Annotated in this window: 21 protein-coding genes; 13 read left to right on the top strand and 8 right to left on the bottom strand. The window is 72.1% G+C overall.

Annotated elements, in window-relative coordinates:
- Nucleotides 1–163: 163 nt before the first annotated feature.
- Nucleotides 164–3,727, bottom strand: a complete 3,564-nt coding sequence (locus ACTZWW_RS14430; protein WP_444781663.1) for a NahK/ErcS family hybrid sensor histidine kinase/response regulator — start codon at nucleotides 3,725–3,727, stop codon at nucleotides 164–166.
- Nucleotides 3,728–3,883: 156 nt separating this feature from the next.
- Between ACTZWW_RS14430 and ACTZWW_RS14435 the strand changes: the two genes are divergently transcribed.
- Together ACTZWW_RS14435 and ACTZWW_RS14440 are read left to right on the top strand one after the other, a co-directional pair.
- A complete protein-coding gene (locus ACTZWW_RS14435) occupies nucleotides 3,884–4,159 on the top strand; it encodes a type II toxin-antitoxin system TacA family antitoxin (RefSeq protein ID WP_444781664.1) in 276 nt (91 codons plus the stop codon).
- Nucleotides 4,156–4,674, top strand: a complete 519-nt coding sequence (locus tag ACTZWW_RS14440) for a GNAT family N-acetyltransferase (RefSeq protein WP_444781665.1) — start codon at nucleotides 4,156–4,158, stop codon at nucleotides 4,672–4,674. Before ACTZWW_RS14435 ends, ACTZWW_RS14440 begins: the two co-directional genes overlap by 4 nt.
- A gap of 7 nt (nucleotides 4,675–4,681) precedes the next feature.
- Here ACTZWW_RS14440 and ACTZWW_RS14445 read toward each other — a convergent pair whose 3' ends face one another.
- Nucleotides 4,682–5,848 carry an aminotransferase gene (locus ACTZWW_RS14445; RefSeq protein ID WP_444781666.1) on the bottom strand — a complete coding sequence of 389 codons (1,167 nt, stop codon included), beginning with the start codon at nucleotides 5,846–5,848 and terminating at the stop codon, nucleotides 4,682–4,684.
- Nucleotides 5,849–5,919: 71 nt separating this feature from the next.
- The gene (locus ACTZWW_RS14450) at nucleotides 5,920–6,369 is read right to left on the bottom strand and encodes an Lrp/AsnC family transcriptional regulator (RefSeq protein ID WP_444781667.1); all 450 of its coding nucleotides are present in this window, start codon (nucleotides 6,367–6,369) and stop codon (nucleotides 5,920–5,922) included.
- A 148-nt stretch (nucleotides 6,370–6,517) separates the two neighbouring features.
- On the opposite strand from ACTZWW_RS14450, the gene ACTZWW_RS14455 reads away from it, so the two are divergent.
- On the top strand, nucleotides 6,518–7,618 hold the full coding sequence (locus ACTZWW_RS14455; protein ID WP_444781668.1) for a saccharopine dehydrogenase C-terminal domain-containing protein: 1,101 nt from the start codon (nucleotides 6,518–6,520) through the stop codon (nucleotides 7,616–7,618).
- A gap of 161 nt (nucleotides 7,619–7,779) precedes the next feature.
- Here the strand turns inward: ACTZWW_RS14455 and ACTZWW_RS14460 are convergent, their stop codons facing one another.
- Together ACTZWW_RS14460 and ACTZWW_RS14465 are read right to left on the bottom strand one after the other, a co-directional pair.
- The gene (locus tag ACTZWW_RS14460) at nucleotides 7,780–8,718 is read right to left on the bottom strand and encodes a metallophosphoesterase family protein (RefSeq protein WP_444781669.1); all 939 of its coding nucleotides are present in this window, start codon (nucleotides 8,716–8,718) and stop codon (nucleotides 7,780–7,782) included.
- 116 nt (nucleotides 8,719–8,834) lie between these two features.
- Entirely contained in the window at nucleotides 8,835–9,050 is a 216-nt protein-coding gene (locus ACTZWW_RS14465) for a DUF2842 domain-containing protein (protein ID WP_444781670.1), read from the bottom strand.
- A gap of 152 nt (nucleotides 9,051–9,202) precedes the next feature.
- On the opposite strand from ACTZWW_RS14465, the gene ACTZWW_RS14470 reads away from it, so the two are divergent.
- The gene (locus ACTZWW_RS14470; protein WP_444781671.1) at nucleotides 9,203–10,300 is read left to right on the top strand and encodes a COX15/CtaA family protein; all 1,098 of its coding nucleotides are present in this window, start codon (nucleotides 9,203–9,205) and stop codon (nucleotides 10,298–10,300) included.
- Here the strand turns inward: ACTZWW_RS14470 and rocF are convergent, their stop codons facing one another.
- Nucleotides 10,301–11,275, bottom strand: a complete 975-nt coding sequence (gene rocF, locus ACTZWW_RS14475) for an arginase (protein WP_444781672.1) — start codon at nucleotides 11,273–11,275, stop codon at nucleotides 10,301–10,303.
- A 322-nt stretch (nucleotides 11,276–11,597) separates the two neighbouring features.
- On the opposite strand from rocF, the gene ACTZWW_RS14480 reads away from it, so the two are divergent.
- The 6 genes from ACTZWW_RS14480 (at nucleotide 11,598) to surE (ending at nucleotide 16,634) form a co-directional block, all read left to right on the top strand.
- Nucleotides 11,598–12,725 (top strand): ABC transporter ATP-binding protein, encoded by a 1,128-nt coding sequence (locus ACTZWW_RS14480; protein ID WP_444781673.1) that lies wholly within the window; start codon nucleotides 11,598–11,600, stop codon nucleotides 12,723–12,725.
- A 54-nt stretch (nucleotides 12,726–12,779) separates the two neighbouring features.
- Nucleotides 12,780–13,025 carry a twin-arginine translocase TatA/TatE family subunit gene (locus tag ACTZWW_RS14485; RefSeq protein ID WP_444781674.1) on the top strand — a complete coding sequence of 82 codons (246 nt, stop codon included), beginning with the start codon at nucleotides 12,780–12,782 and terminating at the stop codon, nucleotides 13,023–13,025.
- A 107-nt stretch (nucleotides 13,026–13,132) separates the two neighbouring features.
- Nucleotides 13,133–13,705, top strand: coding sequence for a Sec-independent protein translocase protein TatB (gene tatB, locus ACTZWW_RS14490; RefSeq protein WP_444781675.1), 573 nt, complete (start codon nucleotides 13,133–13,135; stop codon nucleotides 13,703–13,705).
- Nucleotides 13,702–14,508, top strand: a complete 807-nt coding sequence (gene tatC / locus ACTZWW_RS14495) for a twin-arginine translocase subunit TatC (RefSeq protein ID WP_444781676.1) — start codon at nucleotides 13,702–13,704, stop codon at nucleotides 14,506–14,508. The genes tatB and tatC overlap by 4 nt, the downstream gene beginning before the upstream one ends.
- Before the next feature lie 51 nt (nucleotides 14,509–14,559).
- Entirely contained in the window at nucleotides 14,560–15,861 is a 1,302-nt protein-coding gene (serS, locus tag ACTZWW_RS14500) for a serine--tRNA ligase (protein WP_444781677.1), read from the top strand.
- Nucleotides 15,862–15,872: 11 nt separating this feature from the next.
- On the top strand, nucleotides 15,873–16,634 hold the full coding sequence (gene surE, locus ACTZWW_RS14505; protein ID WP_444781678.1) for a 5'/3'-nucleotidase SurE: 762 nt from the start codon (nucleotides 15,873–15,875) through the stop codon (nucleotides 16,632–16,634).
- A gap of 210 nt (nucleotides 16,635–16,844) precedes the next feature.
- Here surE and ACTZWW_RS14510 read toward each other — a convergent pair whose 3' ends face one another.
- On the bottom strand, nucleotides 16,845–17,222 hold the full coding sequence (locus ACTZWW_RS14510) for a helix-turn-helix domain-containing protein (protein ID WP_444781679.1): 378 nt from the start codon (nucleotides 17,220–17,222) through the stop codon (nucleotides 16,845–16,847).
- A 15-nt stretch (nucleotides 17,223–17,237) separates the two neighbouring features.
- The gene (locus ACTZWW_RS14515; protein WP_444781680.1) at nucleotides 17,238–17,522 is read right to left on the bottom strand and encodes a BrnT family toxin; all 285 of its coding nucleotides are present in this window, start codon (nucleotides 17,520–17,522) and stop codon (nucleotides 17,238–17,240) included.
- A gap of 127 nt (nucleotides 17,523–17,649) precedes the next feature.
- Here ACTZWW_RS14515 and ACTZWW_RS14520 point away from each other — a divergent pair, with 127 nt between their 5' ends.
- The 3 genes from ACTZWW_RS14520 to ACTZWW_RS14530 are packed head-to-tail and all read left to right on the top strand — an operon-like array spanning nucleotide 17,650 to nucleotide 21,419.
- Complete coding sequence (locus ACTZWW_RS14520; RefSeq protein ID WP_444781681.1) at nucleotides 17,650–19,620, top strand: ATP-binding protein; 1,971 nt, start codon at nucleotides 17,650–17,652, stop codon at nucleotides 19,618–19,620.
- Between the two features lie 4 nt (nucleotides 19,621–19,624).
- Nucleotides 19,625–20,050, top strand: coding sequence for a hypothetical protein (locus ACTZWW_RS14525; RefSeq protein WP_444781682.1), 426 nt, complete (start codon nucleotides 19,625–19,627; stop codon nucleotides 20,048–20,050).
- Between the two features lie 40 nt (nucleotides 20,051–20,090).
- The gene (locus tag ACTZWW_RS14530; RefSeq protein WP_444781704.1) at nucleotides 20,091–21,419 is read left to right on the top strand and encodes an RsmB/NOP family class I SAM-dependent RNA methyltransferase; all 1,329 of its coding nucleotides are present in this window, start codon (nucleotides 20,091–20,093) and stop codon (nucleotides 21,417–21,419) included.
- The last annotated feature ends 19 nt before the right edge of the window (nucleotides 21,420–21,438 follow it).

The following is a 21,438-nucleotide window of genomic DNA, read 5'->3' on the forward strand; positions in this document are numbered from 1 at the left end:
TGATCTGTCAACCATTCATCCGGTCAGATCTGTCAACCTTTTATCCGCTGGACACTTCGCGCGGACGGTGGGGCCTTCGGATCTGCTGGCGAGCGGCATCGCCGTCCTCCCCACCCTCCGGCCTTCGGCCTCCGTCCTCCCCTGCGGGGAGGATGCGGGCGCGCTACTCCGCGGCGGCGCGGCGCTCCGCGCGCCAGCGCGCGAGGAGGGCGCGCAGGGCGGCGGGCTTGAGGGGCTTGTTGAGCACGTGGATCTGCTTCTCCGCCGCCTCGTCGCGCACGGGCAGCGTCCGGTCGGCGGTCAGCAGGATGGCGGGGAGGTCGCCGAGCTTCCAGCGCAGGGCCGCGATGGCCTCGATGCCGGTGCCCTCGTCGAGATGATAGTCGGCGATGACGACGTCGGGCCCGTGCGTCTCGTGGCGCAGGCGCTCCATCGCCTCCTTCAGCGAAGCGGCGGTCGTCATGCGGCAGCCCCAGCCGCCGAGCAGCGTGCGCATGCCCTCCAGGATCGCCGGCTCGTTGTCGATCGCCAGCACGCGCAGGCCCGCGAGCGGCATCGCCGGCACGACGGGCGCCTCCGCCGGCTGCGCCATCGCCGGCAGCGGCGCGACGACGGGCAGCAGCACCGAGAAGCGCGAGCCGCGCCCGCTCTCCGAGGAGAGATCCAGCTTGTGGTCGAGCACGCGCGCGATGCGCTCGACGATGGAGAGACCGAGCCCGAGCCCGCGCGCCACCTTGGCGCCCTGGTCGAGGCGCTGGAACTCGCGGAAGACGATGCGCTGCTTCGACTGGGGGATGCCGAGCCCGGTGTCGAGCACGTCGAGCCGCAGCTTCCCGCCGCGCCGGCGCGCGCCGACGAGGACGGTGCCCGAGGGCGTGTACTTGATGGCGTTCGAGATCAGGTTCTGCAGGAGCCGGCGCAGCAGCCGCCGGTCGGAGCGAACGGTGAGGGAGGGCGCGACGAAGCGCAGCCGCAGGCCCTTCTCGGCGGCCACCGGCTCGAACTCGCGCTGGAGCTGGCGCAGCATCTCGTCGAGGCGGAAGCTCGACCATTGCGGCTTCATCGCGCCGGTGTCGAGGCGGGAGATGTCGAGAAGCGCGGTCAGGATCTCCTCGACCGCGTCGAGGGAGGCGTCGACGTTCTCAGCGAGCGTCGCGTCGCCGCCCGAGCGATCGCGCTCGACGAGCGCGGTGGCGTAGAGACGCGCGGCGTTGAGCGGCTGGAGGATGTCGTGCGAGGCGGCGGCGAGGAAGCGCGTCTTGGAGGCGTTCGCCTCCTCGGCCTCCGCCTTGGCGCGGGTGAGCGCCTCGTTGAGGCGGGTGAGCTCCTCCGTGCGCTCCGCGACGCGGCGCTCGAGCTCCTCGGCGTTGCGGGCGCGCGCCTCCTCGGCCGCGACCGCCTCGGTGACGTCGGTGTAGGTGGTGACGAAGCCGCCGTCCGGCAGCGGCGTCGTGCGGATCTCGATGACGCGCTCGCGTGGGTAGAGCCGCAGCCGCACCGGCGCCGTCTCGTGGACGAAGGAGTTGATGCGCTGGGCGATCTGCTGCTCGATCACGCCCGGCCCGTACGACCCGCGGCTCGCGTTGAAGCGCACGATCTCGTCGAGCGAGAGTCCCACGCGCACGAAGTCCGCCGGCAGGTCGTAGAGATCGACGAAGGCGCGGTTCCAGCACAGGATGTGCAGGTCGGAGTCGAGCACGGTGATGCCCTGGCGGGCGTGGTCGAGCGCGTGCTGGAGGAGGTCGCGGTTCGCCTGGATCGCGGCGGAGGCGTCGTCGAGGAGCTTGAGCGCGTCCGCCGTCGAGACGTTGCGGCGCTTGAGCACGAGCGACAGCGCGAGGCGCGCCGACGCGGCGCCGATGGCCGAGGCGAGCAGGTGCTCGGCGTAGCGCAGGAGGTGGATGTCGGCCTCCGCGCCCGCCTCGAGCCGTGCGCCGCGCGCGGAGGCGAAGCCCTCGAAGGAGCGGTTGGCGCGCTCCTCGCCGAGATAGCGCGCCACGCTCGCACGCAGCTCGTCCACCGTCACCACGGCGCGGAAGAAGCGGAAGGAGGGCGTCGCCGGCGCGTCCGTCGCCGGCATGTAGGCGGCGGCCTGGAGCCGCTCGAGGGCGGTCATCGGGCGCGCCAGCGAGACGAGGACGTAGGCCGCGAGGTTGAGCCCGAGGCTCCAGATCACGCCGTGGGTCAGCTCCGGCAGGCTCGTGCCGAACAGGCTCGTCGGCCGCAGCGCCTCGACGCCGAACGGGCCGGCCGCGAGGAGATCGTCCACGATCGGCGAATGCCAGGCGATCGACGGCAGCATGAGGGTGTAGGCCCAGACGAGGAAGCCGATCGACAGCCCCGCCGCCGCGCCCGCCGCCGTGCCGCGACCCCAGACGAGCCCGCCGATGAAGGCCGGCGCGATCTGCGCCAGCGCCGCGAAGGCCAGGAGCCCGATCGCGGCGAGCGCCGCGTCTCCCGCCGCGCGGTAGTAGAGGTAGGCCAGCATGATCATCGCGACGATCGCGATGCGCCGCACGACGAGCACGAAGCCGCCGAGGTCGTCGGGCACGCTCCCCCGCTCGCCCGGCTGTGCGGCGCTGGCGAAGGCGCCGCGCCGGCGCAGCACGAGCGGGATGACGAGGTGGTTCGAGATCATGATCGCGAGCGCGACCGATTCGACGATCACCATCGCGGTCGCCGCCGAGAGCCCACCGATGAACGCGACGAGCGCGATCGCCCCCGCGCCCTGCGCCAGCGGCAGGCCGAGCACCGTCATGTCGGCATCGACCGTGCCGGGCGCGAGCGCGTCCGCGCCGGCGATGGCGATGGGCACGACGAAGACGTTGATGAGCACGAGATAGAGGGGGAACAGCCAGGCGGCGCGGCGCAGGTCGTCGGGCTCGCGGTTCTCGACGACGCCCATGTGGAACTGGCGCGGCAGCATGACGATGGCGATGGCCGAGAGCAGCGCGAGCGTCGCGAGATAGCCGGGGCTCGAGGTCTGCCCCAGGAAGTCGCTCATCGAGACCTGGCCGGGCCGCGGGCTCGCGAGGCGCTCGACGAGGCCCGGTATGCCGCCGAAGACGACGGCGATCGTCCAGAAGCCCACCATCAGGAAGGCGACGAGCTTGACCACGCTCTCGAGCGAGATGGCCAGCACGAGACCGTCCTGGTGCTCGGTCGCGTCCGCATGGCGCGTGCCGAAGCCGACCGCGAAGAAGGCGAGCACGGCCGCGACGACGAAGGCGAGATCGCCGAACATCGGGAAGGTCGTGCGGGCGTAGGCCATGGTCTCGTCGGCGGCGAGGAAGACGTCGAGCGAGGACGAGACGGCCTTGAGCTGGAGCGCGATGTAGGGCAGCGAGCCCACCACCGCGATGAGGCACACGAGCGCCGCCACGCGCTCCGACTTGCCGTAGCGCGCGGCGACGAAGTCCGCCACCGAGGTGATGTTCTGGTCCTTGGCGATGCGCACGATCCGCGCGAGCACCCGGTGCCCGAAGACGAAGACCAGGATCGGCCCGACGTAGATCATCAGGAAGTCGAGGCCCGACCCCGTCGCGAGGCCGACCGACCCGTAGAACGTCCACGAGGTGCAGTAGACCGCCAGCGCCAGCGCATAGACCCACGGCCGCGCCCGCCCGGCGACGAGCGAGCCCCCCGACCGATCGCCCCAATGGGCGACGGCGAAGAGGAGCGAGAGATAGAGGAGGGCCGCGACGACGACGACCCAGCCGGCGACCATGGTGGGGGACCCCGCTAACCTTCGGACCCGGCTAGATTATCGGATCGGGCGGGGAAAGCGAGAGGGGCGTCTGGAACAGAGGACTGGGCGGCGGACAGGGTTGTACGGATGATGTCCGTATGCTATTCGATCGCTATCGATGGGGAGGAGCGGACCATGGCGACCCGGGAAGCGAAGGCCGAGCGTATCGAGATTCGCACGACGACCGAGGTCAAGGCGCTCCTCCAGCAGGCTGCGAGCGCCACGCACAAGAACGTGACGGACTTCCTGGTGGATGCGGGGATCACGGCGGCCGAGGAAGCGCTCATGGACCGCCGGACCTTCCGCCTCGACGAGGAGCGCTGGAAGGCGTTCAACGAAATCCTCGACAGGCCCGTCGTCCACAAGCCGCGGCTCGAAGCTCTTCTCGCCAAGAAGAGCATCATCGAGTGAGTGTCGCACGAGAGCGCCTGAGCGGCATCGAGCCGCTCGGAGCCCAGCACGACGTCGACACCTTCGTTTGCGGGAGGGAAGCGCTCGATCGTTTCCTGAAGCGCTTCGCGCTGACGAACCAGAAGGCGGGCAGTACGCGGACGTTCGTCCTGTGCCGTGGCGCGCGTCGGGTGATCGGCTACTATAGCCTCACCGTCGGCTCCGTCGATCCCGACCTCGTCCCGCCGAGGGTCGCGAAAGGCCTCGCGAGGCATCCGGTTCCCGTCGCGCTGCTCGCGCGGCTCGCAGTGGATGCGACGGAGCAGCGTGGTGGCGTCGGGAGCGAGCTCCTGCAGGATGCCCTGCTGCGTACGCTCACCGTCGCCGAACACGCTGGCATTCGGGCCCTCCTCGTCCACGCGAAGGACGACGCAGCGCGTGCCTGGTACGCGCGATACGATTTCGAGCCGAGCCCGAGCGATCCGTTTCACCTCTTCATTCTGCTCAAGGACATCCGCGCATTGCTCGAGCGCTGATGCCCGCTCACCCCGCCCCCAGCCGCTCCCCCACCATCGCCAGCCGCGCCCCGTCCACGTTCGCGAACGCCACGCGCAGGTAATCCTCCTGCCCCGGCCCGAAATAGCTGCCCGGCAGCATCAGCACCCCGCGCTCGCGGGCGAGCGCTCGCGCGACCTCGGCGGCCGGCGTGCCGGGCCGGTCGTGGCGGACGTAGGCGAAGTAGGGGCCGATCGAGGCGATCTCCCAGCCGGGCAGCGGCGCCAGCGCGGCGGCGAAGGCGGCGGCGCGTCCCTCGAGCGTGGCGCGCGCCTCCTCGCGCCAGGGCCGCAGCGCCGCGATCGCCCAGGCGACGGCGGCCTGGCCGGCGCGGGCGGGGCAGATCTGCACGTTGTCGAGGATCTTCCCCGCCGCCTCGACGAGCGCCGGCCCGGCCACGAGCGCGCCCAGGCGATGGCCCGGGACGGCGTAGCTCTTCGAGAACGAGTAGAGGTGCACGACGCCCTCGCGCCAGCCGTCGTCGCGGAAGAGCGCGTGCGGCGCGCCGGCGCCGGCGGGCAGGAAGTCGCGGTAGGTCTCGTCGACGACGAGCCAGATCCCGCGCGCGCGGGCGAGCGCGGCGAAGGCTGCGATCGTCTCGGGCGGGTAGATCGCGCCCGTCGGGTTGTTGGGCGTGACGAGCACGATCGCGCGCACCCGTGCGTCGACGAGGCCGTCCACGTCCTCGGCGCGCGGCACGAAGCCGTCCTCGGCCCGGCAGGGCAGGGGGCGCGCCGCGATGCCGAGCATCGAGAGCGTCATCTCGTGGTTGAAGTACCACGGCGTCGGCAGCAGCACCGCGTCGCCGGGCGCGGCGATCGCGAGCATCGTGGTGACGAAGGCCGCGTTGCAGCCGGCGGTGATCGCCACGTCCTCGGCCGTGACGCGCCCGCCGTAGAGCCCCGACACGTCCGCCGCGAGGGCGGCGCGCAGCGCCTCGTCGCCGAGGATCGGCCCGTAGCGCGCGGCGTCCGCCGAGCCGGCGGCGGCGGCGAGCCGCTCCAGCAGGTCGGGATGCGGCGCCCCGCCCGGCGCCGCCTGCGAGAGGTCGATCAGCGGCCCGCGCGTCCCGTCCCAGGCGCGCGCCCAGCCCTGCGCCTCGGGGATCGGCGGGGACTGGATGGCTGCGACGGCGGGGGAGAGACGAGGGGACATGTGCGGACCCTGAGCGGAAAGCGGAGACGAGCGCGCAGCAAAGCGCAGCCGCGGCACGCGCGCCAGCCTCCTCAGCGCTCGAATCGCGTGGACAAGACCACCGACGTCTGTGTCCGCTCGACGCCGTCGAGCGTACCGATGCGGTCGATCACCGCGTCGAGGACCGCGACGCTCTCGGCGGCGACCTCGGCGATCATGTCGAAGGCGCCCGAGACGGAGAGCAGTCGGCGCACCTCCGGCATCGCCGCGAGCGCCTTCGTCACCGCCGGGGTCAGCTTCGGCGCGGCCACGATCATGACGTGCGCGCGCACGAGCCCCGCCTCGTAGTCCGCCGAGAGCCGCGCCCCGTAGCCCACGACGATGCCGGCGCGCTCGAGCCGCTCGATCCGGCTCTGCGCGGTCGTGCGCGAGACGCCGAGCCGCCGGGCGATCTCGGCCACCGGGGCGCGGGCGTTCTCGCGCAGCAGCGCGATGAGCGCGCGATCCTTGTCGGTCGTCCTGTCCGTCGTCGTATCGTCCATCGGCATCGGCGATTCGCCCGTCTTGAGCGTCGAAACGCGCGGAACGTAGCGTCGTTTCCGCCACGGCGGAAGGCTAGCCTGCCGGCATCCGCCAGGAACGGACAACCACGCACGGACAACCACGCACGGACCGTCTCGGGAGTACACCATGAAGGACATCGTCGTCGTCGGCGCCGGCAAGATCGGCCGCATCGTCGCCCGCATGCTGGCGGACACGGGCGACTACGCCGTCACGCTCGCCGATCGCGACGAGGCCGCGCTCGCCCGCGCGACCGAGGGCACGCCGGTGACCGCGGCTACGCTCGACATCACCGACGCCGCCGCCCTGCGCGCGCGCCTCTCGGGCGCCTTCGCCGTGATCTCGGCCGCCCCCTTCCAGCTCACCGCGGCGATCGCCGAGGCGGCGGCGGCGAGCGGCACGCATTATCTCGACCTCACCGAGGACGTCGCGACGACCCGACGCGTGAAGGCGCTGGCGGACGGGGCGTCGAGCGCCTTCATCCCCCAATGCGGGCTCGCGCCCGGCTTCGTCTCGATCGTCGCGCACGATCTCGCGGCGCGTTTCGAGACGCTCGACGAGGTGAAGCTGCGGGTCGGCGCCCTGCCGCAATTCCCAACGAACGCGCTCAACTACAATCTCACCTGGTCGACCGACGGGGTGATCAACGAGTACATCGAGCCCTGCGAGGCGATCCGCGAGGGGCGGCTCGTGCAGGCGGCCGCGCTGGGCGAGCGCGAGGAGTTCTCGCTCGACGGCGTGCGTTACGAGGCGTTCAACACCTCGGGGGGCCTCGGCACGCTCTGCGAGACGCTGGCGGGGCGCGTGCGCACGCTCAACTACCGGTCGATCCGCTACCCCGGGCACTGCGCGGTGATGAAGGCGCTCCTCGACGACCTGCGGCTGCGCGAGCGGCGCGAGATGCTCAAGGACATCCTGGAGCAGGCGGTGCCCACGACGATGCAGGACGTCGTCATCGTCTTCGTCACGGTGTCGGGGCAGAAGGACGGCCAGCTCACGCAGGAGACGTTCGCCCGCAAGATCTACGCCGAGCGGATCGGCGGGCGGGTGCGTTCCGCGATCCAGATCACCACCGCCTCGGCGGTCTGCGCCGTGCTCGATCTCCTCGCCGGCGGCGCGCTCCCGCAGGCGGGCTTCGTGCGCCAGGAGGACATCGGCCTCGCTGCGTTCCTCGAGAACCGCTTCGGCCGCGCCTACGCCCGCGGCGACGACGCCCGCGCCGCCGCCTGACGCGCCTCCCGCCCCCTCGGGGCGGGGACGATCCGCGAAGCGGATCAGGGGCGGGGTCCCGCAGCGCGACGGTGGTCGTTTCGCCTGTCGCCGAAGCGCCTCCGGCGCCCCCCTCCGTCACCGGCTTCGCCGGCGCCACCTCCCCCGATGGGGGAGGAACGTCAGCGTGCGCGGCGCTCGGGGCGGAAGGTCACCTTGATCCCGCCGGACTTCTCGGTGAGCGAGACCTCCTCGAGGAAGCCGATCGTCCCGTCGGGCTTGAGGCCGCGCAGCTGCGCGCGGATGCGGGGGGTCTCGCCCGCCTCCTCGTCGATGTCGAACAGGTAGTAGGCGGCGCGGTGCGTGATCGTGCCGCCGCGCGAGGACGCCGACGGCGCCCCGACGACCGGGACCGGACCGTGCGGCCCGGGAATCGTCGCGACCGAGCCGATGTGGTTGTGGCCGTGCAGCACGAGCTCGGCGCCGGTGCGGGCGATCATCGCCTCGAAGCGCTTGGCGTCGGTGAGGTTGCGGCCCGCCGAGGCGCCGGCGACGTGGGGCGGGTGGTGGATCATCACCACGCGCACGAGTCCCTCCTCGCCGAGCTGCGCGAGGATGCGCTCGGCCGCCTCCATCTGGCGCCGGCCCATGCGTCCGCTGGCGACGAAGGGCGCGGTGGGGATCGCCGAGGACAGGCCGACGAGGGCCACGTGCCCGCGCCGACGCACGTAGGGGAACTTGCCGAGCGCCCCGCCGTCGTCCTCCGTCCACGGCCCGCAGACCGCGAGCAGGCCCTGCAGCGCGCCCTCGATGTAGGCGTCGTGGTTGCCGGGCACGAAGCTCACCCGGTCCGGCGGCCCCAGCCCCTCGAGGAAGACGCGCGCGGTCGACCATTCCTCGGGCAGCCCGATGTTGGCGACGTCGCCCGTGCAGGCGATGTGATGCGGCTCCTGGTCGTGCATGTCCGTGACGAGCGCGGCCAGGAGCTCCATGTCGTGCGCCTTCGTGCGCCCGCTGTGCCAGTTGAAGAAGCCGGTGAGCCGCTTGTTCAGCAGCTCCCGGAGCCGGGGGCGGGGCAGGGGACCGACATGGGGGTCCGTGAGGTGGGCGATCCGGAACATCGGGTGTCGAAACGTCTCCGCGCGCCGGAGAGTTCGCCCTTCGCCGCCCGAAGGTCAACCTCGACCCTCGTCGGGAGGTGCGAACCGGCCAGGCGCGCAACCGTGCGGGGCGCCGCTCAGGCCTGGTCGGGATCCGGCTTCTGCATCCACTTTATCAGCGGCAGGACCGGCACGACCCAGACGAGGCCGAGCAGCATGTAGACCACCGCCTGCGCGATCCCCGGCAGCTCCGCGATGCGGCTGTCGGCGAGCGTCATGGCGATCGGGCCGTAGATCATCACGAAGACGATGATCACGATCGTGCCGACGAGCTTTCGCGTACGTTGGGTCATGCGGTGTCTTCCGATGTGCCCGCCGCGTCCGCGGGTGCGGCGATGCGGGGGCTGGCGGGCGGGCGATCGTGCCTCTATGTCCGCCGCGAGCCGATGGATCAAGCGCGCGGACTGACGCGGGCCGCGCCTTCTGGAACGAGCGACGGATTGCGATGAGCACGCTGGCGGTAGAGTCGACGAGGTCCACAACGGAGCCCTCCGGCGCCGCGGCGAGACCTCGCCTCGCCGCCGCGGTGCGCGCCTGGGTGTGGACGCTCGTCCTCCTGGTGATCGCGATGGTCGCCGTCGGCGGCGCGACGCGGCTCACGGGCTCGGGGCTCTCGATCACCGAGTGGAAGCCCGTCACCGGCGCGATCCCGCCGCTCTCGGAGTCCGCCTGGCTCACCGAGTTCGAGAAGTACCGGCAGATCGACCAGTACCGCCTGCTCAACGCCGGCATGAGCCTGGCCGAGTTCCAGGTCATCTACTGGTGGGAGTGGGGTCATCGCCAGCTCGGCCGGCTGCTCGGGGTAGTGTTCTTCCTGCCGCTCGTCTTCTTCTGGCTGAAAGGGGCGGTTTCGACGCGCCTCGCCGGCGGGCTGCTCGTCATCGGCGCGCTCGGCGGCCTCCAGGCGACGGTGGGCTGGATCATGGTCGCGTCGGGGCTCGAGCCGGGCATGACCGCGGTCGCGCCCATCAAGCTCACCGCGCATCTCACCATCGCGACCCTCATCCTCGGGCTGCTGGCCTGGGTCGCGACCGGGCTGTCGGTCCGCGAGCGCGCGCCGGTCTCGCCCGCGGTGGTGCGGGGCGCGAAGATCGTGCTCGCGCTGCTGGTCTTCCAGATCGCGCTCGGCGGCCTCGTCGCCGGCTCGCGGGCCGGCTTCACCTTCAACACCTGGCCGCTGATGGACGGCGGCTTCGCGCCGCCGCTCACGACCCTGTTCGCCGTCGAGCCCTTCATCGAGAACTTCGTCGACAACGTCGCGCTCGTGCAGCTCAACCACCGCCTCGTCGCCTACGCGCTCCTCGCCGTCGCGCTCTGGCACGCGCTCGCCGCGTGGCGGGTAGGCCCCGGCGGGGCGGCGGCGAAGCGCGCGGTGGCGCTCGCGGGGCTGACGACGGCCCAGGCGGCGCTCGGCGTGGTGACGCTGCTGCTGGTGGTGCCCCTCTGGGCCGGCCTCGCGCACCAGGTGCTCGCGATGATCATCCTCGTGATGGCGGTCGTGCACCTGCGCGCCGCACGGGACGCGCCGGCGGCGCGCGCCTGATCAGGCGGGCGGACGCGCCGGCTTGCGGTCGAGGATCGTGCGCCCGAACAGGCTCGCCAGGAGCTCGGTCATCATCCGGGCGCTCTTGCCGCGATCGTCCAGGTAGGGGTTGAGCTCGACCAGGTCGACCGAGCGCACGAGGCCGCTCTCGTTGATCAGCTCCATCACGAGATGCGCCTCGCGATAGGTCGCGCCCCCCGGCACGGTGGTGCCGACGCCGGGCGCGAGGTCGGGGTCGAGGAAGTCGACGTCGAGCGAGACGTGCAGGTGGGTGCGCGCCGCATCGAGGCTCGCCAGGAAGTCGCGCATCAGCGCGGCGGCGCCGAACTCGTCGATGACGCGCATGTCCGACACGGTGACGCCCGTCGCATCGACGATCCGCCGCTCCTTGGCGTCGATCGAGCGCAGGCCGAAGATGTGCACCCGCGTCGGATCGATCGGCGTGATGTCGTCCATGAGCGGCGCGAGCGACGGCTCGCCGGTGAGGTAGGCGAGCGACATGCCGTGCATGTTGCCCGACGGCGAGGTCTCGGGCGTGTTGAAGTCCGCGTGCGCGTCGAGCCACAGCACGACGAGGTCGCGCCCCTCCTCCTGCGCGATGCGCGCCGCCGCCGCCACCGAGCCCATCGACAGCGCGTGATCGCCGCCGAGGAAGACGGGAATGCCGCCGCGCTTCATCAGCGCGTAGCCACGGTCGTGGACCGCGCGCGTCCAGCCCGCGACCTCGCGCGCGTTGCGGCAGGTCTCGACGAGCGGCTTGAGCGTCGTCTCCCCTCCGACCGGGCGGGGGACGGGAATGTCGCCGTCGTCGCGCACGCCGTGGCCGAGATCGCGCAGCGCCTCGACGAGCCCCGCGGCCCGGTAGGCGGCCGGCCCCATGGAGCAGCCGCGCACACCGGCACCGGCCTCCATCGGCACGCCGACGAGGGTGATCTCCGTGCGGGCGACCCCGCCCCCGCCGAGCGCCTGGATCATGTCCTTGCTCCGAATGCTTCGGGCGACGAGCCGTGCCCGCGCCGCCGCCGGAGTGATATCCGCGTCACAGGGCGAAAGCCACCGGCGTCGTGATCCCTCCATCGTGGATAGGAGACGGAGATCGGCACCCGTTGGAAATCTCGCTCGAGACGAATGCCGTGCGCCGACGCTCTCCCCTCCCCCTCGTGGGGAGGGGAGAGCGGCGGCGGATTGCATTCATGGATTGCTTTTCCACCGATCTCGTCGGCTCATCCGCCCGGTCGACAAACGCCCGGCGATGACGCACATAGCTCCCACCACTCACCCTCGAGCCGCGCACCGCATGAAGCCCTCCCGCACCGCCGCCATCGCCGATCGCCTGACCTTCGGGCGCTTCGGGCAGCGTGGGACCGCGGGGGCGGCGATCCCGGCGCAGGTGGCCTTCGAGGACGTGCACGTCGACTACGGCGTCACCCGTGCCCTGGACGGGGTGAGCCTCAGCGTCGAGCCGGGAGAGCTCGTCTGCCTGCTCGGCCATTCCGGCTGCGGCAAGACGACGCTGCTGCGCGTCGCGGCGGGCATCGAGCGCCCGACGCAGGGGCGCGTGCTGCTCGACGGGCGGGAGGTCAGCGGCGAGGCGACCTGGGTTCCGCCGGAGGCGCGGGGCGTGGGCCTGATGTTCCAGGACTACGCGCTCTTCCCGCACATGACGATCCTCGACAACGTGCTCTTCGGCCTCAAGGCCCTGCCAAAGGTCGACGCGCTGGCGGCCGCCTCGCGGGCGCTCTCGCGGGTGGGGCTCGAGCGGCTCTCGGGCGAGCATCCGCACGTGCTCTCGGGCGGCGAGCAGCAGCGCGTCGCGCTCGCCCGCGCCATCGCGCCGCGCCCGGGCGTGCTCCTGATGGACGAGCCCTTCTCCAACCTGGACCGGCGCCTGCGCGACCGCATCCGCGAGGAGACGGTGGCGATCCTGCGCGAGACCGGGGCCACCACCATCGTCGTCACCCACGACCCGGAGGAGGCGATGCGCATCGCCGACCGCATCGTGCTGATGCGCGCCGGGCGCATCGTGCAGGAGGGAACGGCGGAGGCGATCTACCGCCGCCCGGCGGACCTGTTCGCGGCGCGCTTCTTCTGCGACTTCAACGAGGTCGAGGGGACGGTGCGGCGCGGGCGCGTGGAGACGCCGCTCGGCGCCTTCCCGGCGCCCGGCCTGACGGAGGGGGAGGGGGCGATCGTGTGCGTGCGCCCGCAGGCGATCCGGCTGCGCGCGCCGGGCTTCTGCCTGCCGGGACGGATCGTCGCGCGCCGCTTCCTCGGCGAGGTCGACCTCGTCCACGTGGCCGTCCAGGGGCTCGACGCGCCCTTGCAGGCGCGCTGCCGCGAGAGCTGGGAACCGGGGGAGGGGGAGGACGTGGGAATCGATGTCGACCCGGCCGAAGTTCTTGTTTTCGCCACGGCCCGCCACTAGGTTGGGCGCGGTTGGAATAGGTGGCGCCGCGGGCCGGCGCTGGAGGGAACGCTCATGACCCCGAGCTTGTGGCAAATCATCGTCGTCGGCCTGCTCGTCGTGCTCCTGTTCGGGCGCGGCAAGATCTCGGCGATGATGGGCGACGTCGCCCAGGGCATCAAGGCCTTCAAGAAGGGCATGTCCGAGGACGAGAGCGAGACCGCCCGCGCGGAGGCGAACGAGCCGCCGCGCTCGATCGAGCACCAGCCGGGCCAGGCGGCGCCGAGCGCCCAGAACGCGAACGCCAACAAGGCCGGCTGACGCGGCATCGGCGGACGTGTCGTGATGCATCCGCTGCGGCGCGCACCGAACTGCATGACGTTGCGTGACGCGACCGTCGGCCGCGCGGGATCCCGGGGCAGGAAGCCATGTTCGATCTGAGCTGGGGGGAGATGCTGCTGGTCGGCGCGGTGGCGCTGATCGTGATCGGCCCCAAGGACCTCCCCCGCACCCTGCGCGCCGTCGGCCAGGTGGTCGGCAAGGTGCGCCGCATGGCGTCCGAGTTCCAGGGCCAGTTCAACCAGGCGATCCGCGAGGCGGAGCTCGACCAGGTCCGCAAGGAGGTCGAGGGCATGGGCCGCGCCGCGCAGGCGGGGCTCAACCCCGCCAAGGCGGCGCGCGACGAGCTCAAGCGGGCGGTGGAGGGCGGCAGCCCGGCCAAGGCGGCGGCGAGCAAGCCGGGCGCGGCGGGGCCGAGCCTCGCCAAGGACCCTGGCACGGACCCGAGCAAGGACCCCGCTGACGGCGCAGACGGCAAGGCCGCGGTCGTCCAGTCGCCAGAAGGCAAGGTCTCCTTCGTCAAGGCGTCGGACGCCGTGGTCGCGACCGACGATCCCGGCGCGAAGGCGGCGGGCACGCCCGCACCGGCTCCCGCTCCCCCGCCGCAGCCGATTCCCGTCGCGAGCGCCGCGCCGGCCGAGAAGGAAGAGGTCAAGCCGTGACGATCTCGGTCGATCCCGACGACATCGAGGCGTCGCGCGCCCCCCTCATCGAGCACCTGATCGAGCTGCGCCAGCGGCTGATCCGCTCGATGATCGCCTTCGTGGTGCTGTTCGCGGCCTCCTTCGGCTTCGCGAAGTACATCTACAACATCCTCGTCCAGCCCTACGTCAACGCGGTCGGCTCGCCGGAGATGGCGCGCCTCGTCTACACGCACGGGCTCGAGTACCTGTTCACGCAGCTCCAGGTCGCGTTCTTCGGCGCCGCCTTCCTCGCCTTCCCGATCATCGCGACGCAGATCTACAAGTTCGTGGCGCCGGGCCTCTACAAGACCGAGCGCCAGGCCTTCCTGCCCTACCTCGTGGCGACTCCGGTCCTGTTCGCGCTCGGCGCGATGGTGGTCTATTTCGTCGCGATGCCGCTGTTGATGATCTTCTCCGTCGGCATGCAGCAGCTGGCGGTGGAGGGCGCGCCGACGATCGAGTTCCTGCCCAAGGTGAGCGAGTACCTCTCGCTGATCATGACGCTGATCTTCGCCTTCGGCATCTGCTTCCAGCTGCCGGTGGTGCTGACGCTGCTCGCGCGGGCGGGGATCATCGATTCGGCCTACCTCAAGGACAAGCGCAAGTACGCGATCGTGCTCGTGTTCATCGTCGCGGCGCTGTTCACGCCCCCCGACATCATCAGCCAGTTCGCCCTTGCGATCCCGACCCTGCTTCTCTACGAGGCTTCCATCTTCGCGGTCCGCATGGTCGAGAAGAAGCGTGCGGATGCCGAGGCCGCACGCGACGCGGCGAACGAGTGAGGCGACCTCGATCCGGCGCCGCGCACCAGACCCGGCACCGGCTCGAGAGACATGCACGACATCCGCGCCATCCGCGAGAACCCGGCGGCCTTCGACGAGGGCCTGCGCAAGCGCGGGCTCCCGCCGCACTCCGCGGCGCTGCTCGCCCTCGACGACCGCCGCAAGGGCGTCATCGCCGAGGCGCAGGCCGCGCAGGAGCGCCGCAACGGCCTCTCCAAGGAGATCGGCGGCGCCAAGAAGGCGGGCGACGAGGCGCGCGCGCAGGCGCTGATGGCCGAGGTCGCGGGGCTCAAGGAGCGGCTGGGCGACCTCGAGGCCGCCGAGAAGGACGCCGTCGCGGCGCTCGAGCGCGAGCTCGCCTCGCTCCCCAACCTCCCCGCCTCGGACGTGCCGGAGGGGCCCGACGAGAGCGCGAACGTCGAGCGCTCCACCTGGGGCACCCCGCGCCGCTCCAACGCCGCCCGCGAGCACTACGAGCTCGGCGAGGCCATGGGGCTGATGGACTTCGAGACCGCGGCGAAGCTGTCGGGCTCGCGCTTCGTGGTGCTGAAGGGGCAACTCGCCCGGCTGGAGCGCGCCCTCGGGCAGTTCATGATCGACCTGCACACCCGCGAGCACGGCTACACGGAGGTGGCGCCGCCGCTGATGGTGCGCGACGAGGCGTTCTTCGGCACGGCGCAGCTGCCGAAGTTCGAGGACGACCAGTTCTGGGCGATCAAGGGCGATGCGCTCGACGCGCCGCGCGAGAGCCGGCTGGGCCTCATCCCCACCGCCGAGGTCCCCCTCACCAACCTCGTGCGCGAGCAGATCCTCCCCGAGGACGGCCTGCCGCTGCGCTTCACCGCGCTCACCCCCTCCTTCCGCGCCGAGGCGGGCGCAGCGGGGCGCGATACGCGCGGCATGCTGCGCCAGCACCAGTTCTGGAAGTGCGAGCTCGTCTCGATCACCACGCCCGAGCGGTCGAACGACGAGCACGAGCGCATGCTCGGCTGCGCCGAGGCCGTGCTGAAGGCGCTCGAGCTGCCCTACCGGGTCGTCACGCTGTGCTCGGGCGACATGGGCTTCTCCGCGCGCAAGACGTACGACATCGAGGTCTGGCTGCCGGGGCAGGACACCTATCGCGAGATCTCGTCCTGCTCGAATTGCGGGGACTTCCAGGCCCGGCGCATGCAGGCGCGCTTCCGGCGCGACGGCAAGCCGCATTTCGTCCACACGTTGAACGGCTCGGGCATCGCGGTCGGCCGCGCGCTGATCGCGGTGATGGAGACGTACCAGAACGAGGACGGCTCGGTCACGGTGCCGGACGCGCTCGCGCCCTACATGGGTGGCATCACCCGCATCGAGAAAGCCTGAGATCCTCCCCCATGCGCATCCTCTGCACGAACGACGACGGCATTCACGCCCCGGGCCTCAAGAGCCTGGAGAAGATCGCCCGGCAGCTCTCCGACGACGTCACGGTGGTGGCGCCCGAGACGGACCAGTCCGGCGTCTCGCACTCGCTCTCGCTCAACGACCCGCTGCGTCTGCGGGAGACGGCGGAGGGCCACTTCGCCGTGAAGGGCACGCCGACGGATTGCGTGATCCTGGCGCTGCGCCACATCATGGCCGAGCGCAAGCCGGACCTGATCCTGTCGGGCGTCAACCGCGGCCAGAACGTCGCCGAGGACGTCTCCTACTCGGGCACGATCGCCGCCGCGATCGAGGGGACGATGCTCGGCGTGCGCTCGATCGCGCTCTCCCAGGCCTACGGCGCCGGCGGGCGCGGGGCGATCCAGTGGGGCTGCGCCGAGGCGCACGGGGCCGAGGTGGTGCGCAAGGTGCTCGGCCTCGAGCTGCCGCGCCACACGCTCGTCAACATCAACTTCCCCGACTGCGCGCCGGAGAAGGTCGAGGGTGTCGCCGTCACCCACCAGGGCCTGCGCAACCAGGAGCTCTTGAGCATCGACGAGCGGCGCGACGGGCGCGGCAATCCCTATTTCTGGATCGCCTTCGCCCGCGCCCCCTTCACGCCCGGCCACGGCTCCGACCTCTGGGCGCTCGCCAACCGCCGCATCTCCGTGACCCCCCTGAAGCTCGACCTCACCGACGAGCCGACGATGACGGCGCTGGCCGAGCTGTTCGACTGACGGCGGGGGGGGCGCCCCGGACGGCTGTCATCCCCGATGCCGAAGGCAGTCAGGGACCCAGAACCACAGGTGCTTGGTGGAGCGGCGTGCATACGCCGCGGCGCGCAACGCCTCCGGCAGCGTCCGTGGACGCGCGCGCTTCGCGCACGCTGAACATACCCCTGCGGATCTGGGCCCCGGGCCCGCTTCGCGACCCGGGGTGTTGGGGTGTCACGCCGCGTGGTCGGCGGCGCGCCCGGCGATTGTCTCGGCGACCCATTCCGGGTCGCGGGCGATGAGCTTCAGGTAGGAGACGAGCACCGGGTCGGGATCGTGGCGCCCCTGCTCGACGTCGCGCAGCCGCCCGAGCGAGATCCCGTAGCGGGCGGCGAACGCCGCCTGGGTGAGGCCGAGACGTTCGCGGGTCTTGCGGACGGCGTATCCGGTCTCCGCCCGCTCCAGCATGGCGTCGGTCATGGGCGGGTTGTCGGGATCGCCGAGCGCGTTCGCCTCGATTTCCTCCTCCGTCATCGCGTCCAGACGCGCCTGCTGCTCGGGCGTGAAGCGCCTCGGCGGACCCTCTGCGAGCCGACGTCTCACGATCGCCATGTCACCTCCTCCACGTCACGTCCCTCCCTGGTAGAGCCGCCGCTCACGCCGGTTGGCGCGTCGCGCCGAGATGATGCGGACGGTGTCACCGCGCATGGTGAACACGACGGCGAGGCACGTCGTGCCGACAGTGCCCACCGTGGTGAAGCGCTCCTCGCCATAGTCGCGACGGTCGTCGCCGCTCACGCGCCGACGCGGGTCGCGGAAGACCTCCGCTGCGACATCGAAGCATACGCCGTGCTTGGCCTCGTTGGCCGAGGCCTTCGCATCGTCCCATTCGAAGTCGATCGGCGCGTCCACGTCACCATACTACGGACCATCCGTATTCCTGTCCACACCGGTGGCGAAGTCGCCGCGCCCCGGCACCCCTTGACCTTCGCCCGCCGCTCCAGTCCAAAGGACGGGCATCCACGCCAGGAGGTCGCCCGTGCTGTCATCCGTGCTCGTCGCCAACCGCGGGGAGATCGCCGTGCGCGTCATCAGGACCGCGCGGCGGCTCGGCCTGCGCACCATCGCGGTGTATTCGGATGCCGATCGCGACGCGCTGTTCGTACGCCTCGCCGACGAGGCGCACCGCATCGGCCCGGCGCCGGCCTCCGAGAGCTACCTGAGGATCGACGCCATCCTCGACGTGGCGAGGAGCGCCGGCGCGCAGTGCATCCACCCGGGCTACGGCTTCCTGTCGGAGCGCGCCGCCTTCGCCCGCGCCTGCGCGGACGCCGGCATCGTCTTCGTCGGGCCGCCGGCGGAGGCGATCGAGGCGATGGGGCTCAAGGACGCGGCGAAGGCCCTCGTGCAGAAGGCCGGCGTGCCCGTCGTGCCCGGATACCACGGCGCGCGCCAGGAGCCCGACTTCCTGCGCCAGAAGGCCTACGAGATCGGCTATCCCGTGCTGATCAAGGCGGTCGCCGGCGGCGGCGGCAAGGGCATGCGCCGCGTCGACAAGGTGGCGGACTTCGACGCCGCGCTCGCGTCGGCCCAACGCGAGGCTCAAGGAGCCTTCGGCGATCCGCGTGTCCTCGTCGAGAAGTACGTGCTCGCGCCGCGCCACGTCGAGATCCAGGTCTTCGCGGACGCCCACGGCAACGTCGTGCATCTGAACGAGCGCGACTGCTCGCTCCAGCGCCGCCACCAGAAGGTGATCGAGGAGGCGCCGGCGCCCGGCATGACCGCCGACGTGCGCGAGGCCATGGGCCGCGCCGCGGTCGAGGCCGCGCGGGCGGTGGGGTACGTCGGCGCCGGCACGGTCGAGTTCATCGCCGACGGGCGCGAGGGCCTGCGGGCGGACCGGTTCTGGTTCATGGAGATGAACACGCGCCTCCAGGTCGAGCACCCGGTGACGGAGGCGATCACCGGCCTCGATCTCGTCGAGCTGCAGTTGCGCGTCGCCTCCGGCGAGGCGCTGCCGTTCGGCCAGGAGGACGTGCCGCTGATGGGTCACGCCGTCGAGGCGCGGCTCTACGCGGAGGATCCCGAGCGCGGCTTCCTGCCCTCGACGGGGCGCCTCTTCGCGCTCTCGTTCCCCGAGGGCGAGGACGTGCGCGTCGACGCGGGCGTCGAGGCGGGCGACCAGGTGACGCCGTTCTACGACCCGATGATCGCCAAGATCATCGCCCGCGGCGAGACCCGCGGCGAGGCGCTCGACGCGCTTTCTCGTGCGCTGGGCGAGACGGTCGTCGCCGGCCCGCGCACCAACGCCGCCTTCCTGCGCCGCCTCGTCGACGCCGCCGCCTTCCGCGAGGGGGCGTTCGACACGGGCTTCATCGACGGCAACCTCGAGGCGCTGGGCGCCGTGCCGCAGGAGCGCGACCCGGCCGCGGTCGCCGCGGGCGCGCTGTCGCTGGTCTCAGCCGATCTCGCAGCCGCGCGGGAGGCCGCGCGGTCTGCGCTGCGCGAGGGAGCCAGTCCCTGGCTCGCCGAGGACGGCTTCCAGCTCATGGGCGAGCGGCGCACGACGCTGCCGCTCCTCGTCGACGGCGAGCGGCTCGACGCGCACGTGACCTTCGACGCCGACGGCCCCGCCGTCGAGATCCCCGGCGCCACGCTCGGCATGGGCGAGCCCGAGGCGACGCTCGTCGAGGCCGAGGGCGACGTCCTCGTCCTGCGCGAGGGGCGCCAGACCCGCGTCGCGCTGTTCGACCCGGCGAGCGTCGATCTCGAGCATCTCGACGCCGGCGGGCTCGTCAAGGCGCCGATGCACGGCAAGGTCGTCGCGCTCTTCGTGTCCGCCGGTGAGCGCGTCGAGAAGGGCCAGCGGCTCGCCGTCGTCGAGGCGATGAAGATGGAGCATCCGCTCACCGCGCCGATCGCCGGCACCGTCGGCGAGATCGCCGCCGGCCCCGGCGACCAGGTGGCGGAGGGTGCGCGCATCCTCGTCATCGAGGCCGAGGAGGGCTGATACGGTGCGCAAGCTCGCCGTCGCCGCCGCGATCGTCCTCGGGCTCGGCGCCTTCGGGACCTACCTCGCCTTCCAGCTGCGCCAGCACGCGGACGAGTGCGATTCGGCCATGCGCCACTGCCCCGTGTCGCGCGAGGAGATCGCCTTCCTGGAGGGCGAGTGGTGCCTCGCCCGCGATCCCGCCTCGCTGCGCGAGACGGTGCGCTTCGAGGACGCGCGCATCCTGATGCGCCAGAGCGGCCCGCGGGCCCGCGGCGAGCGGCCCTGGGTGGAGGCGCGGATCGTCCGCTCGATGGGCGCGCTCGTCTATTTCGAGCACGACGCCGAGACCGGCGCGCGGCTCTCGTCGGAGCTCACCATCGTGCGCACCGGCGAACGGACGCGCGAGACCGCCTCGGGCCCGAACCGGATCGGCTGGATCGCCTGCTGACGCGCTTGCGGCGCGGGGGCGAACCTGCCACATGCGGACGATGACACCGCAAGCCCGCCTCTCCGGCGCGATGGAGGTCCTCGACGACCTCCTCGCCCGCCGCCGCCCCGCCGCCGACGCCCTGAAGGACTGGGGCCTCTCCCACCGCTTCGCCGGATCGAAGGACCGCGCGGCCATCGCCACGCTCGTCTGGGACGCCCTGCGCCGGCGGGCCTCCGCCGCCTGGGTGATGGGCGCGCGCGAGGAGGGCGGGGAGGGCGATCAGCCGCTGGGCGGTCGCGCCCTCGTGCTCGGCATGCTCGCCCTCCAGCGCGGGATGAGCGCGGACCAGATCGCCGCCCTGTGCGACGGCTCGCGCTTCGCGCCGGCACCGCTCTCGGAAGACGAGCGCGCCCGCCTGGGGCGGCCCCACCTGACGGACGCGCCGCACCACGTGCAGGGCGACTACCCCGCTTGGATCCACGACGAGCTCGCTGCGATCTTCGGCGAGGCGGAGGTGGTCGCCGAGGCGCGGGCGCTCGCCGAGCGCGCGCCCCTCGACATCCGCGTCAACACGCTCCTCGTCACCCGCGAGGAGGCGCAGAACGCGCTCGCCTTCCTCGCGCCGATCGAGACGCCCCACGCCCCCGCCGGCCTGCGCATCGCGCTCGGCGAGGACGGGCGCGGCCCGGCGCTCCAGAGCGAGCCCGAGTTCCTCAAGGGCTGGATCGAGATCCAGGACGAGGGCTCGCAGCTCGCCGCGCTCCTCGCACGCCCGGCGGCCAAGGCGCAGGTCGTCGACCTGTGCGCCGGCGCCGGCGGCAAGACGCTGGCGCTCGCGGCCCTGATGGAGAATTCCGGGCAGATCTACGCCACCGACGCCGACACCCGCCGGCTCGCGCCGATCCACGATCGGCTCGCACGGGCGGGCGTGCGCAACGTCCAGATCCGCAGCCCCCGCGGCAAGGCGGACGCGGTGGAGGACCTCGACGGCCGCGCCGACGTCGTGCTCGTCGACGCGCCCTGCACCGGGACCGGCACCTGGCGCCGCAATCCGGACGCCAAGTGGCGCCTGCGGCCCGGCTCGCTCGCCCAGCGCCGGGGCGAGCAGGACGCGGTGCTCGACCGCGCGGCGCGGCTGGTCACCCCGGGCGGGCGCATCGTCTACGTCACCTGCTCCGTCCTGCCGGCGGAGAACGACGGCGCCCTCGACGCATTCCTCGCACGGCACGCGGGCTTCGTGCCCGTGCCCGCCGGCGCGCTGCTCGAGGCCGCAGGGCTCTCGAGCCTCGCGCCACAGGTGCGCTCGACTCGGCACGGCCTGCAGATGTCACCCCTTCGCACCGGCGTGGACGGGTTCTACGTTGCGGCACTGGACAGAAAGACATAAATCGGCTGATTTTATATAA

This window comes from Salinarimonas sp. NSM, from assembly GCF_052380005.1.
Taxonomy (GTDB): Bacteria; Pseudomonadota; Alphaproteobacteria; order Rhizobiales; family Beijerinckiaceae; genus Salinarimonas.